The sequence below is a fragment of the Streptomyces thermospinosisporus genome (assembly GCF_039526425.1).
Classification (GTDB): Bacteria; Actinomycetota; Actinomycetes; order Streptomycetales; family Streptomycetaceae; genus Streptomyces; species Streptomyces thermocarboxydovorans.
Genome location: NZ_BAAAIZ010000041.1, coordinates 189,898 through 205,538 on the forward strand (window position 1 = coordinate 189,898; position 15,641 = coordinate 205,538).

Annotated in this window: 17 protein-coding genes and 1 pseudogene; 8 read left to right on the forward strand and 10 right to left on the reverse strand. The window is 72.1% G+C overall.

All coding sequences use genetic code 11. The features are described from left to right. Nucleotides 1-30: 30 nt before the first annotated feature. The gene (locus ABD207_RS15935) at nt 31-585 is read right to left on the reverse strand and encodes a histidine phosphatase family protein (protein ID WP_344013546.1); all 555 of its coding nucleotides are present in this window, start codon (nt 583-585) and stop codon (nt 31-33) included. Between the two features lie 403 nt (nt 586-988). On the opposite strand from ABD207_RS15935, the gene ABD207_RS15940 reads away from it, so the two are divergent. Both ABD207_RS15940 and ABD207_RS15945 read left to right on the forward strand, forming a co-directional pair. Beyond that, nucleotides 989-1,210, forward strand: a complete 222-nt coding sequence (locus ABD207_RS15940; protein ID WP_344013547.1) for a CbtB domain-containing protein — start codon at nt 989-991, stop codon at nt 1,208-1,210. 19 nt (nt 1,211-1,229) lie between these two features. Next, nucleotides 1,230-1,994 (forward strand): CbtA family protein, encoded by a 765-nt coding sequence (locus ABD207_RS15945; RefSeq protein ID WP_344013549.1) that lies wholly within the window; start codon nt 1,230-1,232, stop codon nt 1,992-1,994. A gap of 201 nt (nt 1,995-2,195) precedes the next feature. On the opposite strand, the gene ABD207_RS15950 is transcribed toward ABD207_RS15945, so the two are convergent. Continuing rightward, on the reverse strand, nt 2,196-3,068 hold the full coding sequence (locus ABD207_RS15950; RefSeq protein WP_344013551.1) for an NmrA family NAD(P)-binding protein: 873 nt from the start codon (nt 3,066-3,068) through the stop codon (nt 2,196-2,198). An 81-nt stretch (nt 3,069-3,149) separates the two neighbouring features. On the opposite strand from ABD207_RS15950, the gene ABD207_RS15955 reads away from it, so the two are divergent. From ABD207_RS15955 to ABD207_RS15970, 4 genes are all read left to right on the forward strand, one after another. Next, a complete protein-coding gene (locus ABD207_RS15955; RefSeq protein WP_344013552.1) occupies nt 3,150-4,112 on the forward strand; it encodes an AraC family transcriptional regulator in 963 nt (320 codons plus the stop codon). A 91-nt stretch (nt 4,113-4,203) separates the two neighbouring features. Continuing rightward, a complete protein-coding gene (locus ABD207_RS15960) occupies nt 4,204-5,025 on the forward strand; it encodes an endonuclease/exonuclease/phosphatase family protein (RefSeq protein WP_425580730.1) in 822 nt (273 codons plus the stop codon). A gap of 9 nt (nt 5,026-5,034) precedes the next feature. Beyond that, the gene (locus tag ABD207_RS15965) at nt 5,035-5,736 is read left to right on the forward strand and encodes a helix-turn-helix domain-containing protein (protein ID WP_344013554.1); all 702 of its coding nucleotides are present in this window, start codon (nt 5,035-5,037) and stop codon (nt 5,734-5,736) included. Nucleotides 5,737-5,796: 60 nt separating this feature from the next. Next, nucleotides 5,797-7,101 carry an MFS transporter gene (locus ABD207_RS15970; RefSeq protein WP_344013555.1) on the forward strand — a complete coding sequence of 435 codons (1,305 nt, stop codon included), beginning with the start codon at nt 5,797-5,799 and terminating at the stop codon, nt 7,099-7,101. Here the strand turns inward: ABD207_RS15970 and ABD207_RS15975 are convergent. Next, the gene (locus tag ABD207_RS15975; protein WP_344013556.1) at nt 7,038-7,433 is read right to left on the reverse strand and encodes a VOC family protein; all 396 of its coding nucleotides are present in this window, start codon (nt 7,431-7,433) and stop codon (nt 7,038-7,040) included. The two genes, ABD207_RS15970 and ABD207_RS15975, sit on opposite strands and share 64 nt — an antisense overlap. Nucleotides 7,434-7,514: 81 nt before the next feature. Here ABD207_RS15975 and ABD207_RS15980 point away from each other — a divergent pair, with 81 nt between their 5' ends. Continuing rightward, on the forward strand, nt 7,515-8,210 hold the full coding sequence (locus ABD207_RS15980) for a hypothetical protein (RefSeq protein WP_344013557.1): 696 nt from the start codon (nt 7,515-7,517) through the stop codon (nt 8,208-8,210). Nucleotides 8,211-8,281: 71 nt separating this feature from the next. Here the strand turns inward: ABD207_RS15980 and ABD207_RS15985 are convergent, their stop codons facing one another. The 3 genes from ABD207_RS15985 to ABD207_RS15995 all read right to left on the reverse strand — a co-directional run bounded on the left by ABD207_RS15985 (nt 8,282) and on the right by ABD207_RS15995 (nt 11,527). Beyond that, a complete protein-coding gene (locus ABD207_RS15985) occupies nt 8,282-9,700 on the reverse strand; it encodes an NAD(P)/FAD-dependent oxidoreductase (RefSeq protein ID WP_344013558.1) in 1,419 nt (472 codons plus the stop codon). Then, nucleotides 9,693-10,889 (reverse strand): MAB_1171c family putative transporter, encoded by a 1,197-nt coding sequence (locus tag ABD207_RS15990; protein WP_344013562.1) that lies wholly within the window; start codon nt 10,887-10,889, stop codon nt 9,693-9,695. Before ABD207_RS15990 ends, ABD207_RS15985 begins: the two co-directional genes overlap by 8 nt. A 68-nt stretch (nt 10,890-10,957) precedes the next feature. Then, nucleotides 10,958-11,527, reverse strand: coding sequence for a toxin-antitoxin system, toxin component (locus ABD207_RS15995; RefSeq protein WP_344013564.1), 570 nt, complete (start codon nt 11,525-11,527; stop codon nt 10,958-10,960). A 410-nt stretch (nt 11,528-11,937) separates the two neighbouring features. Here ABD207_RS15995 and ABD207_RS16000 point away from each other — a divergent pair, with 410 nt between their 5' ends. Beyond that, entirely contained in the window at nt 11,938-13,485 is a 1,548-nt protein-coding gene (locus ABD207_RS16000; protein WP_344013566.1) for a carboxylesterase/lipase family protein, read from the forward strand. Here the strand turns inward: ABD207_RS16000 and ABD207_RS16005 are convergent. From ABD207_RS16005 to ABD207_RS16020, 4 genes and pseudogenes are all read right to left on the reverse strand, one after another. Continuing rightward, nucleotides 13,486-13,740, reverse strand: a pseudogene (locus tag ABD207_RS16005) (dihydrofolate reductase family protein); the annotation flags it as partial. Between the two features lie 68 nt (nt 13,741-13,808). After that, nucleotides 13,809-14,426 (reverse strand): hypothetical protein, encoded by a 618-nt coding sequence (locus ABD207_RS16010; RefSeq protein ID WP_344013568.1) that lies wholly within the window; start codon nt 14,424-14,426, stop codon nt 13,809-13,811. A gap of 84 nt (nt 14,427-14,510) precedes the next feature. Beyond that, nucleotides 14,511-14,750 (reverse strand): DUF397 domain-containing protein, encoded by a 240-nt coding sequence (locus ABD207_RS16015; protein WP_344013570.1) that lies wholly within the window; start codon nt 14,748-14,750, stop codon nt 14,511-14,513. Beyond that, nucleotides 14,747-15,559 carry a helix-turn-helix domain-containing protein gene (locus tag ABD207_RS16020; protein WP_344013571.1) on the reverse strand — a complete coding sequence of 271 codons (813 nt, stop codon included), beginning with the start codon at nt 15,557-15,559 and terminating at the stop codon, nt 14,747-14,749. The genes ABD207_RS16015 and ABD207_RS16020 overlap by 4 nt, the downstream gene beginning before the upstream one ends. Nucleotides 15,560-15,641: the final 82 nt, after the last annotated feature.

Consider the following 15,641-nt stretch of genomic DNA (forward strand, 5'->3'; position numbering starts at 1 on the left):
GATGGCCCGCCGGGCGGGGCATCCCAAGGGTCATCCCATGCGGAGGTTCCAGCGTCCGGAACGGCCGGTGAGCCGGACACAGGTCAGCGGAGGCACGTCGATGCGCCAGAATGCCTCCGGCGGAGCCGTCAGGGCGTGCACCACGGCGGCCCGTGCCACCGACTGGTCCACGACGGCGAGCAGTCGCCCGGTGTCGTCCGGAAGGCCGTCCAGCCACCCTGCGACGCGACGGCACAGATCGGTGACGGATTCGCCGCCGTGCGGCGCGGCGGTGGGGTCCGTGGTCCAGGCGGCGAGCGCCTCCGGTTCGGCCCCGGCCAGTTCGTCGAGGCTGCGGCCCCTCCAGCCGCCCAGCTCCAGATCGCGCAGCGCCGGTTCCGTCGCCGCCCGGAGCCCGAGGGCCTCCGCGGTCTCCCTGCACCGCCGGGACGGGGCGCACAGAGAGCGGTCGGCCGGCGGCAGCACCGCCCGGGCGGCGCGGGCCTGTTGCCGCGCGCGGGCGTCGAGCGGGACGTCGCCGTCAACGGGCACCTGCGGGCCGGTTCGTCCCAGGGCGGGGGTCACCGCGGTCAGCCGGATCGTCACGGGCGTGAGGCTAGCCGAGGGACCCTGTGCGCGGGTGGGCCGGGCGAGCCCTGTGCGCGGGGTGGGCCGGGGACCCGGTGCCGCGGGTTGGCAGGGCGAGCCCTGTGCGCGGGTGGGCCGAGGGACGCGGTGCCGGGGGACACGGTGCGCGTGGTGACGGAGGGACCCGGGGCACGTGCCGCGTGAGACAGGCCATCTTGGCTGGTTGCCCACGGCTCTGTACCGTCATGGTTCGTCAGGACGACGGTGTGTCTGGAAGCCCGGTGAAAATCCGGCACGGTCGCGCCACTGTGTGCCGGCGCCCCTTCCGCCGCGGAAGGTGTGCTGTCGGCGAGTCAGACCCTCGCACCGTCGTCGCGTGCTCCACCGACACGGGACGCGTGTTCCCGAAGGAGGCCTCGCCATGGCGCAGTCCGCCATCACCCCTGCCCCGCTCTCCACGCCCAGCGTTGCCAAGCTGCCGCTCCGCGCCATCCTGCCGTGGGCTGCGTTCTTCGGCCTGCTGATGCTGGTCCTGCTGTACTTCGTCGGCGCCGAGGAGGGCGCCACCTCGCTGCTGTCCGGCGCGGGCGTCCACGAGTGGATGCACGACGGCCGGCACCTGCTCGGCTTCCCCTGCCACTGACGGCACCAGGGACAGCCACATGAACTCTGCGATGGTGCGGACCCTGCTGGTCCGCGGCATGCTCGCGGGCCTGGCCGCCGGTCTGCTCGCCTTCGGGCTGGCCTATGTGATCGGCGAGCCCGCCGTCGACGCGGGCATCGCCTACCAGGACGCCCACGCCCACGCCCATGAACACGAGGCCGAGATCGTCAGCCGTGCCGTGCAGTCGACGGCCGGTCTCGCCACGGCGGTGCTGGTCTTCGGCACCGCGGTGGGCGGCATCGCGGCGCTGGCGTTCTGCTTCGCCCTCGGCCGGATCGGCCGGCTGGGGGCACGCGCCACCGCCGCTCTGGTGGCCGGGGGTGCGTTCGTCACCGTCTACCTGGTGCCGTTCCTGAAGTACCCGGCCAACCCGCCGGGCGCCAACGACCCGGACACCATCGGCAAGCGCACCACGCTGTACTTCGGCATGATCGCCCTGACCGTGCTCGTCGGCATCGCCGTCGTGATCCTCGGCAGACGTCTCGCCGATCGGTACGGCAACTGGAACGCCACGGTCGCCGCGGCGGCCGCCTTCGTCGCCGTGATGTCGGTGGCCATGGCGGCCCTGCCGGCGGTCAACGAGGTGCCGAAGGACTTCCCGGCAGGCGTGCTGTGGGAGTTCCGCATGGCCTCCCTCGGCATTCATGCCCTGCTGTGGGCGTCGTTCGGTGTGGTCTTCGGCTTCCTGGCCGACCGGGCACTGCGCGCCCCGGCCGCCGAGGAGCCCGGGACCACGGCATCGGGCGTTCCCACTCCGCTCTGACCGGCACTGCTCCGATCGACCGCGCTCGACAGGCGCGTCGGACAGGGGCCCGCACCGGTGGCGCGACCGGTACGGGCCCCTGTCCGCGCGGCGGGCGGTGGTCCGGCACGTGGAGCCGCGTTCCCGCCGGCACCCCTGCCGGGGGCGCCGGCCTCACGCGGCCTTCCACGGACCGGCTCACGCGGCCTTCCATGTACGGGCTCACGCGGGCTTCCACGTACCGGCCGCCGCCTCCTCCCGGACGAACTCCGTGAAGTCGCGCGGCTCCCGGCCCAGGATCTCGCGCGCTCCGTCCTCCACGTGTGCGTTGCGGCCGTCGAGGAGCCCGGCGAAGACCTCGGTGAGGAAGGCGGCCTCCTCGGCCGGTACGCCGAAACCGCGCAACGCCTCCCCGTACTCCTCGGCGGGCACCGCCCGGTATGTCAGCGCCCGCCCGGTCGCCGCGGCGATCTCCCCGACCGCCTCGCCGAAGGTCAGCGGCCGCGGACCGGTCACCGCCAGCACCCGGCCCGCGTACCGCTCCGCATCCGTCAGAGCGGCCACCACCACGTCCGCGACGTCCCGCAGATCCACGAACGGCTCCGGCACCTCGCCCGCCGGGAACACCAGCTCCCCGCGCTCCCGCAGCTCCGCCACCAGCGGCCCCTCGCCGAAGTTCTGCGCGAACCACGCCGAGCGCACCACCGTCCAGTCGGCGCCCGACGCCCGCAGCGCCTCCTCGGTGGGCAGCGCCTGGTCCTCGCCGCGGGCCGACAGCAGCACCAGACGCCGCACCCCGAGCTCCACGGCTCGGCGCGCCAGCTCGCCCACGGCCTCGGCGGTGCCCGGCGCGCCGACGTCGGCGGGGTGCACCAGATACGCCGCGTCCGCCCCGCGCAGGCTGTCCGCCCACGTCGCCGGGCCGGCCCAGTCGAAGCCGGTGGCGCGGGACGCCGCCCGCACCCCGAGCCCCGCCGCCGCGGCCGCCCGCGCCACCCGGCTTCCGGTGCGCCCCGAGGCGCCGGTGACGACCACCGTCGGGCCGGCCGTCCCGCTCACGTTCCCTGTCATCACGTCCTGGAATTCCTGTGTCATGGCACCGAGTCAACCGCCGCCAAGTCCCCCCGCCCATGGCCGAACGGCTCATTCCCATACGCCCGCGTCTACGCTGACCCCATGGACGCACTCACCGGCCTGCTGGAAGGTCCGCGCGCCCGGGGCGCGTTCATGATCCGGGCCTGCTTCGACGCGCCCTGGGCGGTGCGCATCGAGGACGAGGCCCCGCTGTCGGTGATGCTGCTGGTCCGGGGCGAGGCCCGGATCATCCCGGACCGGGGCGAGCCCCTGCACCTGCACGCCGGGGACCTCGCGATCGCCCGCGGCCCCGACCCGTACACCTGCGCCGACACCCCCGGCACCCCGCCGCAGGCGCTGATCCTCCCCGGCGAGGAGTGCCGCTACCCCGACGGACGCCCGCTGAACGGGGTGATGGACCTCGGCGTCCGCACCTGGGGCGACCGGCCGGACGGTGCGACGGTGATGCTGATCGGCACCTACCAGATGCGCGGCGAGATCGGCGGCCGTCTGCTGGACGCCCTGCCGCCCCTGCTGTCGCTCACCGCCGACGCCTGGGGCTGTCCCCTCACCCCGTACCTCATGCGGGAGATCGTCCGCGACGAACCAGGCCAGGAGGTCGTCCTGGACCGGCTCCTCGACCTGCTGGTGATCGACGCGCTGCGCACCTGGTTCGCCCGCCCCGGCGCCGAGGCGCCCGCCTGGTACCGGGCCCAGGCCGACCCGGTCGTGGGCCCCGTACTGCGCCTGCTGCACGACGACCCGGCCCACCCCTGGACCGTCGCCGCCCTCGCTGCGAAGGCCTGCGTCTCCCGCGCCGCCCTGGCCCGCCGCTTCGCCGAGCTGGTCGGCGAACCGCCGATGACGTACCTGACCGCCTGGCGTCTCGCCCTGGCCGCCGACCGTCTCCGCGACACCGACGCCACCCTCGCCTCGATCGCCCACCAGGTCGGCTACGGCACCGCCTTCGCCCTGTCCGCGGCGTTCAAACGGGTCTACGGAGTCAGCCCCCAGGAATGGCGGACCGGAGCCGCACGGGAAGGAGACGCGAGTGTCAGGCAGTAAGGCGCCGGAGTCCTGCGGTAGAGCGCCGGTGTCCGGCAGCGAGGCGCGGGTCTCCGGCAGGGAAGTGCGGGTCTCCGGCAGGGAGGTACGCCTGCTCACCCTCGTCCTGATCGCGGTCTGCGCCCTGCTCGTCGGCCCGAGCGCGCCCAGCGGCGCCGGCTCCCCGCCGCCCGAGCCCGCCCGGGACATCGTGCCGAACCGGGTCATGACCTGGAACATCTGCAACCCCTGCGAGGAGAGCAACGTCCACCGCGCCGCCGAGATCGCCCGGTTCGCGCCGCAGGTGATCGGCCTGCAGGAGGCGTGCGTACGGGACGTCGAACAGATACGGGAGCATCTGCGCAGCCTGCACGGGCTCGTCTACCACGTCGAGTACGGCCCGGTGCTGCGCGACTGGAGCCGCTGCGGCGGAGCGCCCTGGCGCCCCGGAGCCTACGGCCAGGCGCTGCTGTCCGCGGCGCCGATGAGGGACGTCGTCAACACCGAGTACCCCGACGGCGGTTCGGAGGACCGCGGCTACCTGGCGGTCACCACCACCGTGGACGGACGGTCCGTCCGCGTCATCAACACCCATCTCGCGCAACGGCGTCAGCAGCCGGTCCGCGCCGGGCAGATCCGCGTACTCGCCGCAGTCGTCTCCCGCCACGACCGCGCCATCGTCCTCGGCGACTTCAACTCCGTGCCGGACGCCCCCGAACTCACCCCGCTGTGGGACCTCGCCGAGGACGCCAACCCCGCCTGCCACCCCTCCGGCACTGACACCGGCACCGGCACCTGCGAGACCACCACGGACTGGCTCACCCGCTTCGACTACGTCTTCCTGCGCGGCGGCATCACCGCTCTCGGACACGGGGTCCACCAGACCCGCTACTCCGATCACGACCTGGTGCACGCCGACCTGGACACGGCATAACCTGACCGCGTGTACGCGGAGCGGACCTCTCGGCTGCCCGGAGCCGTGGTGTGGACCAATACACCGGCCGGCGCCGGTACGGGCCGGGTGCTCCCCGACGGCTGCATGGACCTGCTCTGGAACGAGGGCCGCCTGCTGATCGCGGGCCCCGACACACGGGCCCACCTCACCGAGGACCCGTCGACCACCTGGTCCGGCATCCGCTTCTACCCCGGCACCGCCCCCGCTCTCCTGCGCGTCCCGGCCCACGAACTGCGCGACCGCCGCATCGACCTCACCGAGCTGCGCCCCGCCGCGGAGGTCCGCCGCCTCACCGCCCGCGTCAACGCCGCCGCCACCCCGGAGGCCGGCCTCGAGGACATCGCCCTGCACTGGGCCGCCGAGTCCGACCCCCCCGACCCGCTCCTCCGCCACATCGTCGCCGCCCTGCACGCGGGCCGCCCGGTCTCCGCCACGGCCGACGAACTCGGCCTGGGCCCACGCCAGTTGCACCGCCGCTCCCTGGCCGCCTTCGGCTACGGCCCCAAGACCCTGGCCCGCATCCTCCGCCTCAACCGCGCCCTCGACCTCGCCCGCACCGGCACTCCCTACGCCGAAACCGCCACCCGCACCGGCTACGCCGACCAGTCCCACCTCGCCCGCGAGGTCCGCTCCCTCACGGGGCTGTCGCTGGGCGAGCTGTTGTCCGCCCGCGGCGGCGAGCGCCGGTAAAACCGCATGACACCCCGCGCCGGCACCCGCCATCATTCACCGGTGAATACCGGGCAGGACATGCGGACTTCGCCTCGGCGCCGCTGGGGCGTGTTCGCCCGGCGGGACTTCCGGCTGCTCTGGGCCGGGGAGACCGTGAGCGGTCTGGGCAACGGCATCACCACGGTGGCACTGCCGCTGATCGCGGTCGTGGTGCTGCACGCCGACGCGACGTCCGTCGGCCTGATCACCGCGGCGGTGTGGCTGCCCTGGCTGCTGGTGGGACTGCCGGCCGGCGCCTGGGTGGACCGCAGGCGTAAACGCCCCCTGATGATCGCCTGCGATCTGGTCGCCGCCGCGGCCCTGACGACCGTCCCCCTGGCCGCGCTCCTCGGGCGGCTCACCTACTGGCACCTGCTCGCCGTCGCCGCGGTATGCGGCACCACGGCGGTGTTCTTCAGCGCCGCCTACCACGCCTGCATCCGCATCGTCCTCGACGGCCGCGATCTGCTGGAGGGCAACGCCCGGCTGCAGGGCAGCGAGTCCGCCGGCCAGGTCGCCGGGCCCGGGGTCGCGGGCCTGCTGGCGCAGGTGTTCGGAGCGGTCACCGCACTCGCCGCCGACGCGGCGACGTTCCTGATCTCGGCCGTCTGCTTGCGACGCATCCGCGTGACCGAGCAGGCCCCGGAACCCGGCGAGCAGCGCGTTCCGGTGCGCCGGCAGATCAGCGAAGGGCTCCGCTTCGTCGGCCACGACCGCTATCTTCGGCCGATGGTCACCTGGGGTGCCGTCACCAACCTGGCGCTGATGGGCTACCAGGCCGTCCAGGTGGTCTTTCTGGTCCGCACGGTCGGCCTCGATCCGGCCGCGGTGGGGCTGCTGCTGGCCTGCGGCAGCACCGGCGGAATCCTGGGCGCGCTGGTGGCACCCAGTATCGGCCGCCGGTTCGGCACCGGGCGCGGCCTGCTGTTCGCCCAGCTCGCCACCGCCCCGTTCGCGCTGCTCCTGCCGATGACCACGGCGGGCGCCGGGCTGCTGTTGTTCGCGACCGGATCCCTGCTCGTCGGACTGGGCATTGCGGTGGCCAACGTCGTCGTCGGCACCTTCCGGCAGACCTACTGTCCGCCGCGGCTGCTCGGCCGGGTCGTGGCCACCGCCATGGTGGTCAACCACAGCACAATCCCGCTCGGCGCCCTGCTCGGTGGCTTCCTCGCGGATGTGCTCGGACACCGACCGGCGATGTGGGGGACGACCGGGATCGTCGCCCTTTGCTGGCTGATCCTCGCCGCGAGCCCGGTCCGGCACGAGCGGGATCTGCCCACTCAGCCGGGCAGCGGAGCGAAGAGGTCGACGGCGTTGCCGTCGGGGTCGAGGACCACGGCGTAGCGCTGGCCCCAGACGGCGTCCCAGGGGGCGAGTTCGCCGGTGTGGCCCTCGGAGGTCAGCTCCTTGTACAGGGTGTCCACCTCCTCGGGGCTGTCGCAGCGCAGGGCGAGGGAGGCACGCGCGCTGCCCGTCGGGGGCTTCCAGCCGGAGTGGAAGGAGCGGACGACCTCCTCGGTGTCCAGCAGCAGACGCAGCCCGCCCGGAAGCTCGGCTTCCGCGTGGCCCTGCTGCTCGGCTCCCTCGGGGAAGGTGAAGCCGAGCCGGCGGTAGAAGTCGATCGAGGCGGCCATGTCGGAGACCACCAGTCCCATGGCATCGAATCGTGCAGTCATGGGTGCACCGTAGGCAGGTGCCGGCGCACCGGTCTTGAAGAAATCGGACAGTGACGGCGCGGCGAACACCTGTGCGGCAGGATGGCCCCCGTGATCCGCTTCTCGCGCGCCCTGCCACTGGCCCTGATCGCCGTCGTCCCCCTCCTCCTGACCGGCTGCGGCGCCGAACAGGCCGGTCCGGCCCAGGCGGCCGCGAGCCCGAAGACCGAGGCCTCGCACTCGAAGACCGAGGTCTCACGGGAACTCGGCGCGCGGGCCCGCGCGCTCGGCATCGCGCCGGAGCTGGTCTACGTCACCGAGGCACCCGGCTTCACACTCGCCCAGCAGTCGGTGGGGGTCTTCGGCGCCGACGGATTCTCCGCGACATACGTCTCCCGCCAGGGCGGGCGGCAGATCCGCCTGTCCGTCGACCGCGGCTCGCTGTCCGACGCCGGATGCGACGACATGGCCCAGCCTGCCTGCGAACGTGATGGTGAGCTGCAGGACGCCTGGTACCGCGCCGCAGAGGAGGGACAGCAGGTGTATCTGCTGCCCAAGGATGGCCTTGTGGTGAGGCTGGCCGCCGACACCGGCGTCCCCCGGGAGGTACTGCGCAAGGCCGCCCGCGACGCACACCGGCCGACCGAGAACGAGGAGGTGACGGACCTCCTGCCACCCGCCCAGGAGAACGAGGACCAGCCCGGCTCACCTTCCTCACCCACCACCCCGGTCGAACGCGGCGACCTGCCCTCCACCGGCGACGGGGCACCACGGAACGACGCGAACGCGGGGGGCTGACTCCTGTCGGCACTCGGTCGTGGCGCGTGACCCTCGGACACGGGCGCTGGGGGTGCCCTTTACTCGCTCTGCTACTGGGGCCCTCGTTGGTCCCAGTCCTTCAACACGCTGCGTTCCGGCGGGCCGAGCGGTGGGCGCTGCAGGGGTGGGCGCAGGGGGCCGGTCAGGGCGGTCAGTAGGACTGAGGGGCGTAGCAGGGACGTGGCGGGGGCTTGTAGGGCCAGTACGTCGGTGAGGGCCGTGGCTGCGTGGAAGGAGCCTGTTGCGGTGCGGGAGAGGCGGCTGACGTAGCGGCGCAGGATGTGGTCGACGAGGGTGGGGCGCGCACCCACGGTGGTGGAGAAGTGGATGTCCTGGCCCACGGACAGGGCCCACGCGGTGTCGATGCAGCGGGCGATCGCACGTTGGGCGCGAGCGTGGACATCCCGGCGCTGCCCGTCGGCTGACAGGGTGTCACGCAGGGCCAGGGCGCTTTGTGCGGCCACGGACATGCCGTGGCCGTAGAGGGGGTTGCAGGCCGCGGCCGCGTCGCCGAGGACGACGAGGCCGCGGGGCCAGGGCTTCAGACGCTCGTAGCGGTAGCGGCGGTTGGCGGTGCTGTGGGTGACGCTCACGCCGGTCAGCGGTTCCGCGCGTTCGATGAGGCGGGCCACGATGGGGTGGCGCAGTGTGCCGGCGAACCGTTCGAAATCCGCCGGGTCATGGGTGGGTTGGCCTCCCGGGGCGCCCATCAGGCTGACGTGCCAGCGGTTGCCTTCCACCGGCAGGATTCCTCCCGCGTTGCCGGGGAACGGGCCGGCCGGGTCGGCCTGTACACCGATCACGGGCCAGTCCCGGAGGTCGACCGGGGCACGGTAGAGGCGGCTGGCGTACGCCAGCCCGGAGTCGATGCGTTCCTCCGCGAGGCCGGTGATGCCGAGAGCGGCGAGCCAGTGCGGCGTGCGCGAGGCCCGGCCGGAGGCGTCGACGACCAGGTCGGCGAACTCCTCGGACTCCTCGCCGTCGTGATGCCGGATGCGTACACCGGTGATCCCGTCCGGACCGCCCAGCAGCCCGGTGACCTGGCTGCGGGAGCGCACGCCGACACGGGCGTCCTTGCGGACCTGCGCTCGGACGACGGAGTCGATCAGATCCCGGGTGGCCGTGATCAGGTAGTGGGTGGAGCGTCGCCATCGCCGGTACCAGCCCTCCGGCGAGTAGATGAGCATGCGGGTGGTCTCGGGTATGCGATACGCACCCGCGGCGACCAATCGGCCGACGGTTCCCGGGAGAAGGGCCTCGACCGCTTCGGCTCCGCCCGTCTGCAGGAAGTGGATGTGCCGGGCCTGCGGGACGCCGACGCGGGGCTCCGGCCCGTCCGGCAGCTCGTGTGCCTCGATGATCTCGACGCGGTCGACGTGATCCCTGACGGCCGCCGCGGCGAGCATGCCGGCGATGCTGCCCCCGATGACAAGGGCTCGGGAGGGTCGGGAGCGCACGACGTCACTCATGGTTCGCTGCTTTCTGCAAGGGCATGTATGGGTCGCGTATGTGGTGGACGAGGGGGGAGGTGACGGCTCGGGACAAGGTGATCAGGTCCTGGGCCTGGGCATGCCGTACCTCTCGGCCGGTCGCATCGGGCGGTCGCAGGGGGGAGGCGCGTTGCCGTTCGCGAGCGACGAGGATCATGGCCGCCTCGGCCGCCCGTGCCGCATCGGCGTCGCCGCAGCCCGCGCGCAGGGCTGCCGCATGGGCCGCGTCGCGGACTTCGGGGTCGCAGTGCGGAGTGAGCGCGAGGATCGCGTCGTAGAGAGCGGTCTTGCGGCCCGTGAGGAGTACGGCCGGGGGATTGCGCCACCAGGACAGCGGGACACGGACGGCCCCGGGGGTGGGCACATCCTTGAGCGCTCGCCACAGGGGGCCGAGCTGTCTCAACTGCCGTATGGCACGGACCGTTTCCGCCAGGCGCGGGCCGGCCAGGGGAAGTGCGAAGCCCAGCGCACCGAGAACGGCTGCGGGGGCGGAGAGCAGGACGGACACCTCGTCCACCAGGAAGTCCAGGTCGTGCCCGGTCCAGCGGGCGGCCACCGCGCACAGCCTCATCACGACGAAGCAGACGATGAGCAGGTAGGCGACGGCCAGAATGGTCAGTCCCGCCCGGAGTGAGCCCCGCACCTTGGCCGACCATCGCCAGCACATGACGCTCGCCGCCGTCATGGCGGCGCCCTGAGCGCCCAGATAGAGGACGATCATCTCCCGTATGCAGGGCGTTCCGGCATAGTGGACGTCGAAGAGAGTGCGCTGCTCCACCGGTGCGTCCCCGGCCCAGAAGAGCAGGACGATGGCCAGGCTGGCCGCGCCGTACAGCACGAGGCAGAGACGAGTGAGCCGTCGGGTCTGTTCGGCGGGTGCGGGACGCCAGTTGATGATCAGCAGGAGGCTGGCCCCGGAGAAGATGGTGGTCATCACGTAGACCACGGGCGCCGAGACGTTTGCTATCCCGCTGTGCCGGTTGAGTCCGGCTATGGAGTGCGGCGCGGCGAGGATCATGAGGAGGCCCGCGGAGAGGAGCAGCAGACAGGCTGCCCGAAGGAGTGTGTCGCGGGGTCTGCGCACCAATGCGGGGATTTTGAGGGCGCACACCAGCAGGAGCAGCGCGCCATAGAGGTAGAAGCCGATGCTGCTGGGGGCGGATGTCACCTTTCTGCCCTTATGGTTGTGGCCGTCGCCGATGCGGTTCTCGCCCCGTAGCCCGGTGATCCGGATGCTCAACGGAAGCGGTGGGCCATGGAAGCCTGGAGGTTGCCGACCAGTTCGTGCGGGGTGCGGAGGGCACCGGCGGTGTCGGCCGCGGTGCGTACGTCGGTGGCGAAGCGGAACCCGAAGCGTTCGGCTTCCAGTTCGTCCTTCAGGTGGCGGGCGTCGGCACGCGCGGCAAAGTGGAACGGTGCGTCCGTGGAGACGAGCTCCGGCTCCGCGTCCGTGCCCACGAAGGACAGGACGGCCATCAATTCGGCGAGTTCCGGCCCCGGTTCACCCCGGGATGCGGCAGAAAAGTCGTCGTAGGTGGTGCAATCCCCTTGGAACATGTGCCAGGTCTCATGGCCGATGATGACGAGCTGATGTTCCGGGTTCGTGTTCTCCTCGTACACGATCAAGTCGTGGTCGGCTCGGTCGATCCATACTCCACTGGCCGTGGCAGGCGGAAATGCTGCCTCGCGGAGCCGGACGGGGCGGCCGCGCGCCCGGCTGAGGGCCCCTTCCACCGCGGGAATGAGCCGGTCGTCCTGGGCCAACGGCGGTAACAGGGATATGAGGCGGGCGCTGAGCCGTTTCATGGCTCTTTGCTGCGAGCTCATTGCTTCTCTTCCTCGTCGTCCAGTTCCACGAGTTCCACGAGCCTTCCGAAACCTAGTGCAATGGACGGCCTGTCTCATCGTTGAGTGATCCGGCGCGGCCGTTTTCAGTCATGACGGAGATGGATGAGGAAATAGCCGATGAGTGAGCGCATGGCGTGTCGGCTGGGCCCTGGCCGATGCGAGTTTCGTTCATCATTCAACGGCTGCGTTGTGCAGCGAAGAAGGCCTTCGGGCACGGCCCCCAGCAGGCGCTTCCGCACGAGTCTGCCGTTTCCGGCGTGAAGCCGCGCGTTCCTGCGCAGGAATACTCATGAGCGTTGTGGTGCTCTTGTGTTACTGGTGGGTTGCACCGGGCCGCTGAGCACGGTGCGGCGAAGGGCGGTGGGCAGATGACGGCAGACCGTGAGAACCCCGTTGTCAGGACGCCCCACGGCGCCGTACGCGGCCGGTGGGAGCAGGACGTCGCCGTGTTCCGCGGCATCCCCTACGCGGCACCCCCCTTCGGCCCGCGCCGCTTCCGGCCGCCCGTCCCGCCGGAGCCCTGGGACGGTGTGCGCGACGCCGGCGCCTTCGGCCCCACGGCCCCGAAACCTCCGTACTCCGAGGCCTTCGCCCAGTACCTCGCCGACCCGGACATCCCCGGCGACGACTGCCTCAACCTCAACGTCTGGACCCCCGACCCCTCACCCGGCGCCCGCCTGCCCGTCCTCGTCTGGCTGCACGGCGGCGCCCTGACCCGCGGCTCCTCCGCCGTCCCCGTCTACGACGGCAGCACCTTCGCCCGCGACGGCGTGGTCTGCGTGTCGGCCAACTACCGCCTCGGCGTCGAGGGCTACGGCCTCTTCCCGGACGCCCCCGCCAACCCGGGCCTGCGCGACCAGCTCGCCGCCCTGCGCTGGGTGCACGAGGCGATCACCGCCTTCGGCGGCGACCCGGACCGCGTCACCCTGGCCGGACAGTCCGCCGGCGCCATCAGCACCGGCGCGCTGATAGCGGCGCCGCAGGCCCAGGGCCTGGTCCGCCGCGCCGTGCTGCAGAGCGGACCCCCCGAGGCGTCCCCCCGGGACAAGGTGCGCCGCATGGTGCGCCGCATCGCCGGCCGGCTGAAGGTCCCGGCCACCGCCGAGGCCTTCGCCACCGTCGACCGCGACCAGCTGCTGCGCGTCCAGGCCGAGGTGGGACGGCTCAGCAGCCCCGTCCTCGGCGGCCCGGCCTTCGGCATCGTCGTGGACGGCGACCTGGTGCCCCGCGACCCGCTGAGGGCGCTGACGGACGGCGCCGCGCCCGGCGTCGACCTGCTGATGGGCTGGACCAGCGACGAGTACCGGCTGTGGCTGGTCCCCGGCGGCCTCGTCGAACGGGTGAACCGCCTCGGCGCGGTCGCCGTCGCCGGCGCCATGGCCCGCTGCCACTGCGGCAGCGAGGTCCCGCGCGGCTACCGCGCGCTCCGCCCGGACGCCACCACCGCCGAGACCGTCGGCCAGATGGTCACCGACCACCTGCTGCGCCTCCCGCTGCACCGCCTCGCCGACGGCCGCACGGAGCCCAGCTACGTCTACGAGTTCGCCTGGCCGTCCAACCTGCCCGAGCTCGGCGCCTGCCACGCCCTGGAGCTGGGCTTCGTCTTCGACAGCGGGGACGTGCCGGAGGCCCGGAAGCTGGCGGGCGAGGGGGCGCCGCGCGAGCTGGCGAGGGAGATGCACGGCGCCTGGGTGCGGTTCGTCACCGACGGCGACCCCGGCTGGGAGCGGTGGGACGCCCGCCATCCCGTACGGCTCTTCGGCGAGGGCCCGGCCCGCACCGTCCTGGGCCCCCGCGACGCCGAGCTCCGGCTCTGGTCGACCACCGAGCGGGTCGAGGAGCCCGCCCCCGAGCTGCGGTCGGTGATCGGCAGGCTGCGGCGCAGCGGGGCGCTGCGCCGGCACCCCACGACGTGATTACTCACCCGCGCCCGATGACTCACCTGTGCCCGGCGGGCCGTCGAGCACGGTCGGGACGTACTCGAGCATCTGCAGCCGCCCGTCGAACAAGCGGTGGTTGACCAGGTCGAGCTTGACGTCGGGGTACTCGTCGAAGATCCGGCTTCGTCCCGTGGCCCCGGTGATCACCGGGAACAGCACCACACGGAAGCGGTCCACCAGGCCCGCCCGCAGCAGTGACCGGCACAGGCCGACGCTGCCCAGGGTGCGCAGGTCTGGTGGAGTGGCCTGCGGGTCACCCGGACGGGCTGACCGCCGCGGATTTCTCCTGAGGCCGGTGGTCAGTCCTCGAACCTGACCTTCGAGGCCAGGGTGAGCAGCGCCAGCGTCGCCAGGATGAAGCCGCCGGCCAGTTCCTCGTAGCCCTGGAAGTAGCTGACGGGGACGGCCACGGCACAGGCCGCACCGGCCAGGTTCAGCACACGTCCTGCCAGCTGCCGGAACCGTGACACCTCTGGCTGGGGATGGGGGCTCGGCGGGTTCTTCCAGTGCGGGAAGGGGCCGGACCTGGGCTTCCAGCCCTCCTCCCGGAGCCGGAGGAACTCCGGGTGGTGGCGGGCGTAGCCCATGCGGCGGGGAGCGAGCTGCGACCACGGCAGCCGACCCTGCCGTATCGCGATCCAGACGAGGAGCGGCAGGCAGGCCACGACCGCCCAGATCGCCGCGACGGTCCGCTGCGGGGCCGTTGCCGACAGGATGCCGAGGAGACGGTCCAGCTGGCCGCTGGCGGCGTAGGCGATCAGCGCGGCCAGGCCCAGTACCGCCGCGGTCTGCTCGATCTGGTGTCCGGTGTGGCAGCGGGCGCAGCGCGGCACGGTGGCGGTCGTCTGCTGCCAGGTGGAGCGCAGGACGATGATCAGCGGGGTCATGGTGGTCTCCTGGCCCTTGTGCAGGCCCATGACCCGGTCATGCCTCGACGCGGGGGTGTCGACTCCGCAGAACCAGCACGGCCGTGCCACAACTTCGCTCCCCTCGCGTCGAGTTCAGAGCAGCGGCAGAATCGCGGACCAGGCCTCCGGCGTGACGGTGAGGTGAGGAGCGTCCGGGGTCTTGGAGTCGCGGATGTGGATGGCGGCGGGGTGAGTGGCGACTTCCACGCAGGCGCCGCCTTCGCTGCCGCTGTGGCTGGACTTCCGCCAGTCGTAGGCGACTTCGACGCAGGCGCCGCCTTCGTCGCTGCTGTAGCTGGACTTGAACCACTCAAGTTCAGTGCCGCCGCTCATCGCTCTCCCAGAAGTCGGTCCAGCAGGCACTTCGTGTCCTCGACGTTGAGGGCCTGCGTTCGCAGCATCGCATACTTCTGGGTGAGGATCGCCACCCCATCTGGGTCGGCAATCAGTTGGCTCCCGCGGGGAGTTTCGGCGTACGCGAGCCGTTGATACTCGGGGGTCTCCAAGAGGATGAAGGGGCCAGCCAGGCCGGCATGCGTGGTGCGGCCCAAGGGCAGCACCTGCATGGAGATTCCGGGCACATCGGCGGACTCGCGAAGGTGCCTCAGCTGCTCGTGACGCACCTCGTCTCCACCCAGGCGGTCACGAAGTGCTGCTTCCCAGATCACGAAGCTGGTTGTCGGTGGCCCCTTACGGCTGAGGATCGTCTGGCGTTCGACGCGCGACGCCACCAGCTTCTCGATGTCTTCCTCGTCGTAGACCGGCACCCGGCTGCGGAACACCGCTCGTGCGTAACCCTCGGTCTGGAGCAGGCCCGGCACCAGCAGCGCTTCGTACCAGGAAATCGCGATAGCCTCCCGCTCTCGATCCAAGTACTCCTCCGCCCACAGCGGAACCAGATCCACCTCCGGCATCCGGCTCACCGCGACCGACAACGCGCCCTTCGTGCCGAGAAATTCGTCCAGCTTCTCGGCGACATCCGGCTTCAGCGGGCGCCTGCCCTGCTCGATCGACGCGACCTGCTGCTCGCTGATGCCGAACTCCTCGCCCAGCGACCTCTGGGTGTAGCCGGCGGCTTGGCGGTAGAGGGCGAGGAGGGCCCCGACCATCTTCATCGCCGAGGCGTTCTTGCGTGTGCTCATGCGGTCTGAACTCCCCACCCGCAGCCGTACGTTCACTCACGCGCACCCGTACAAACCGGCTGTACGGGTGCGCGGACTGTTC

Coding starts and splice junctions, on each gene's coding strand:
- ABD207_RS15940 (WP_344013547.1), top strand. CDS start 989: ATGGCGCAGTCCGCCATCACCCCTGCCCCGCTCTCCACGCCCAGCGTT.
- ABD207_RS15945 (WP_344013549.1), top strand. CDS start 1,230: ATGAACTCTGCGATGGTGCGGACCCTGCTGGTCCGCGGCATGCTCGCG.
- ABD207_RS15950 (WP_344013551.1), bottom strand. CDS start 3,068: ATGACACAGGAATTCCAGGACGTGATGACAGGGAACGTGAGCGGGACG.
- ABD207_RS15955 (WP_344013552.1), top strand. CDS start 3,150: ATGGACGCACTCACCGGCCTGCTGGAAGGTCCGCGCGCCCGGGGCGCG.
- ABD207_RS15970 (WP_344013555.1), top strand. CDS start 5,797: ATGCGGACTTCGCCTCGGCGCCGCTGGGGCGTGTTCGCCCGGCGGGAC.
- ABD207_RS15975 (WP_344013556.1), bottom strand. CDS start 7,433: ATGACTGCACGATTCGATGCCATGGGACTGGTGGTCTCCGACATGGCC.
- ABD207_RS15980 (WP_344013557.1), top strand. CDS start 7,515: ATGGCCCCCGTGATCCGCTTCTCGCGCGCCCTGCCACTGGCCCTGATC.
- ABD207_RS15985 (WP_344013558.1), bottom strand. CDS start 9,700: ATGAGTGACGTCGTGCGCTCCCGACCCTCCCGAGCCCTTGTCATCGGG.
- ABD207_RS15995 (WP_344013564.1), bottom strand. CDS start 11,527: ATGAAACGGCTCAGCGCCCGCCTCATATCCCTGTTACCGCCGTTGGCC.
- ABD207_RS16000 (WP_344013566.1), top strand. CDS start 11,938: ATGACGGCAGACCGTGAGAACCCCGTTGTCAGGACGCCCCACGGCGCC.
- ABD207_RS16010 (WP_344013568.1), bottom strand. CDS start 14,426: ATGGGCCTGCACAAGGGCCAGGAGACCACCATGACCCCGCTGATCATC.
- ABD207_RS16015 (WP_344013570.1), bottom strand. CDS start 14,750: ATGAGCGGCGGCACTGAACTTGAGTGGTTCAAGTCCAGCTACAGCAGC.
- ABD207_RS16020 (WP_344013571.1), bottom strand. CDS start 15,559: ATGAGCACACGCAAGAACGCCTCGGCGATGAAGATGGTCGGGGCCCTC.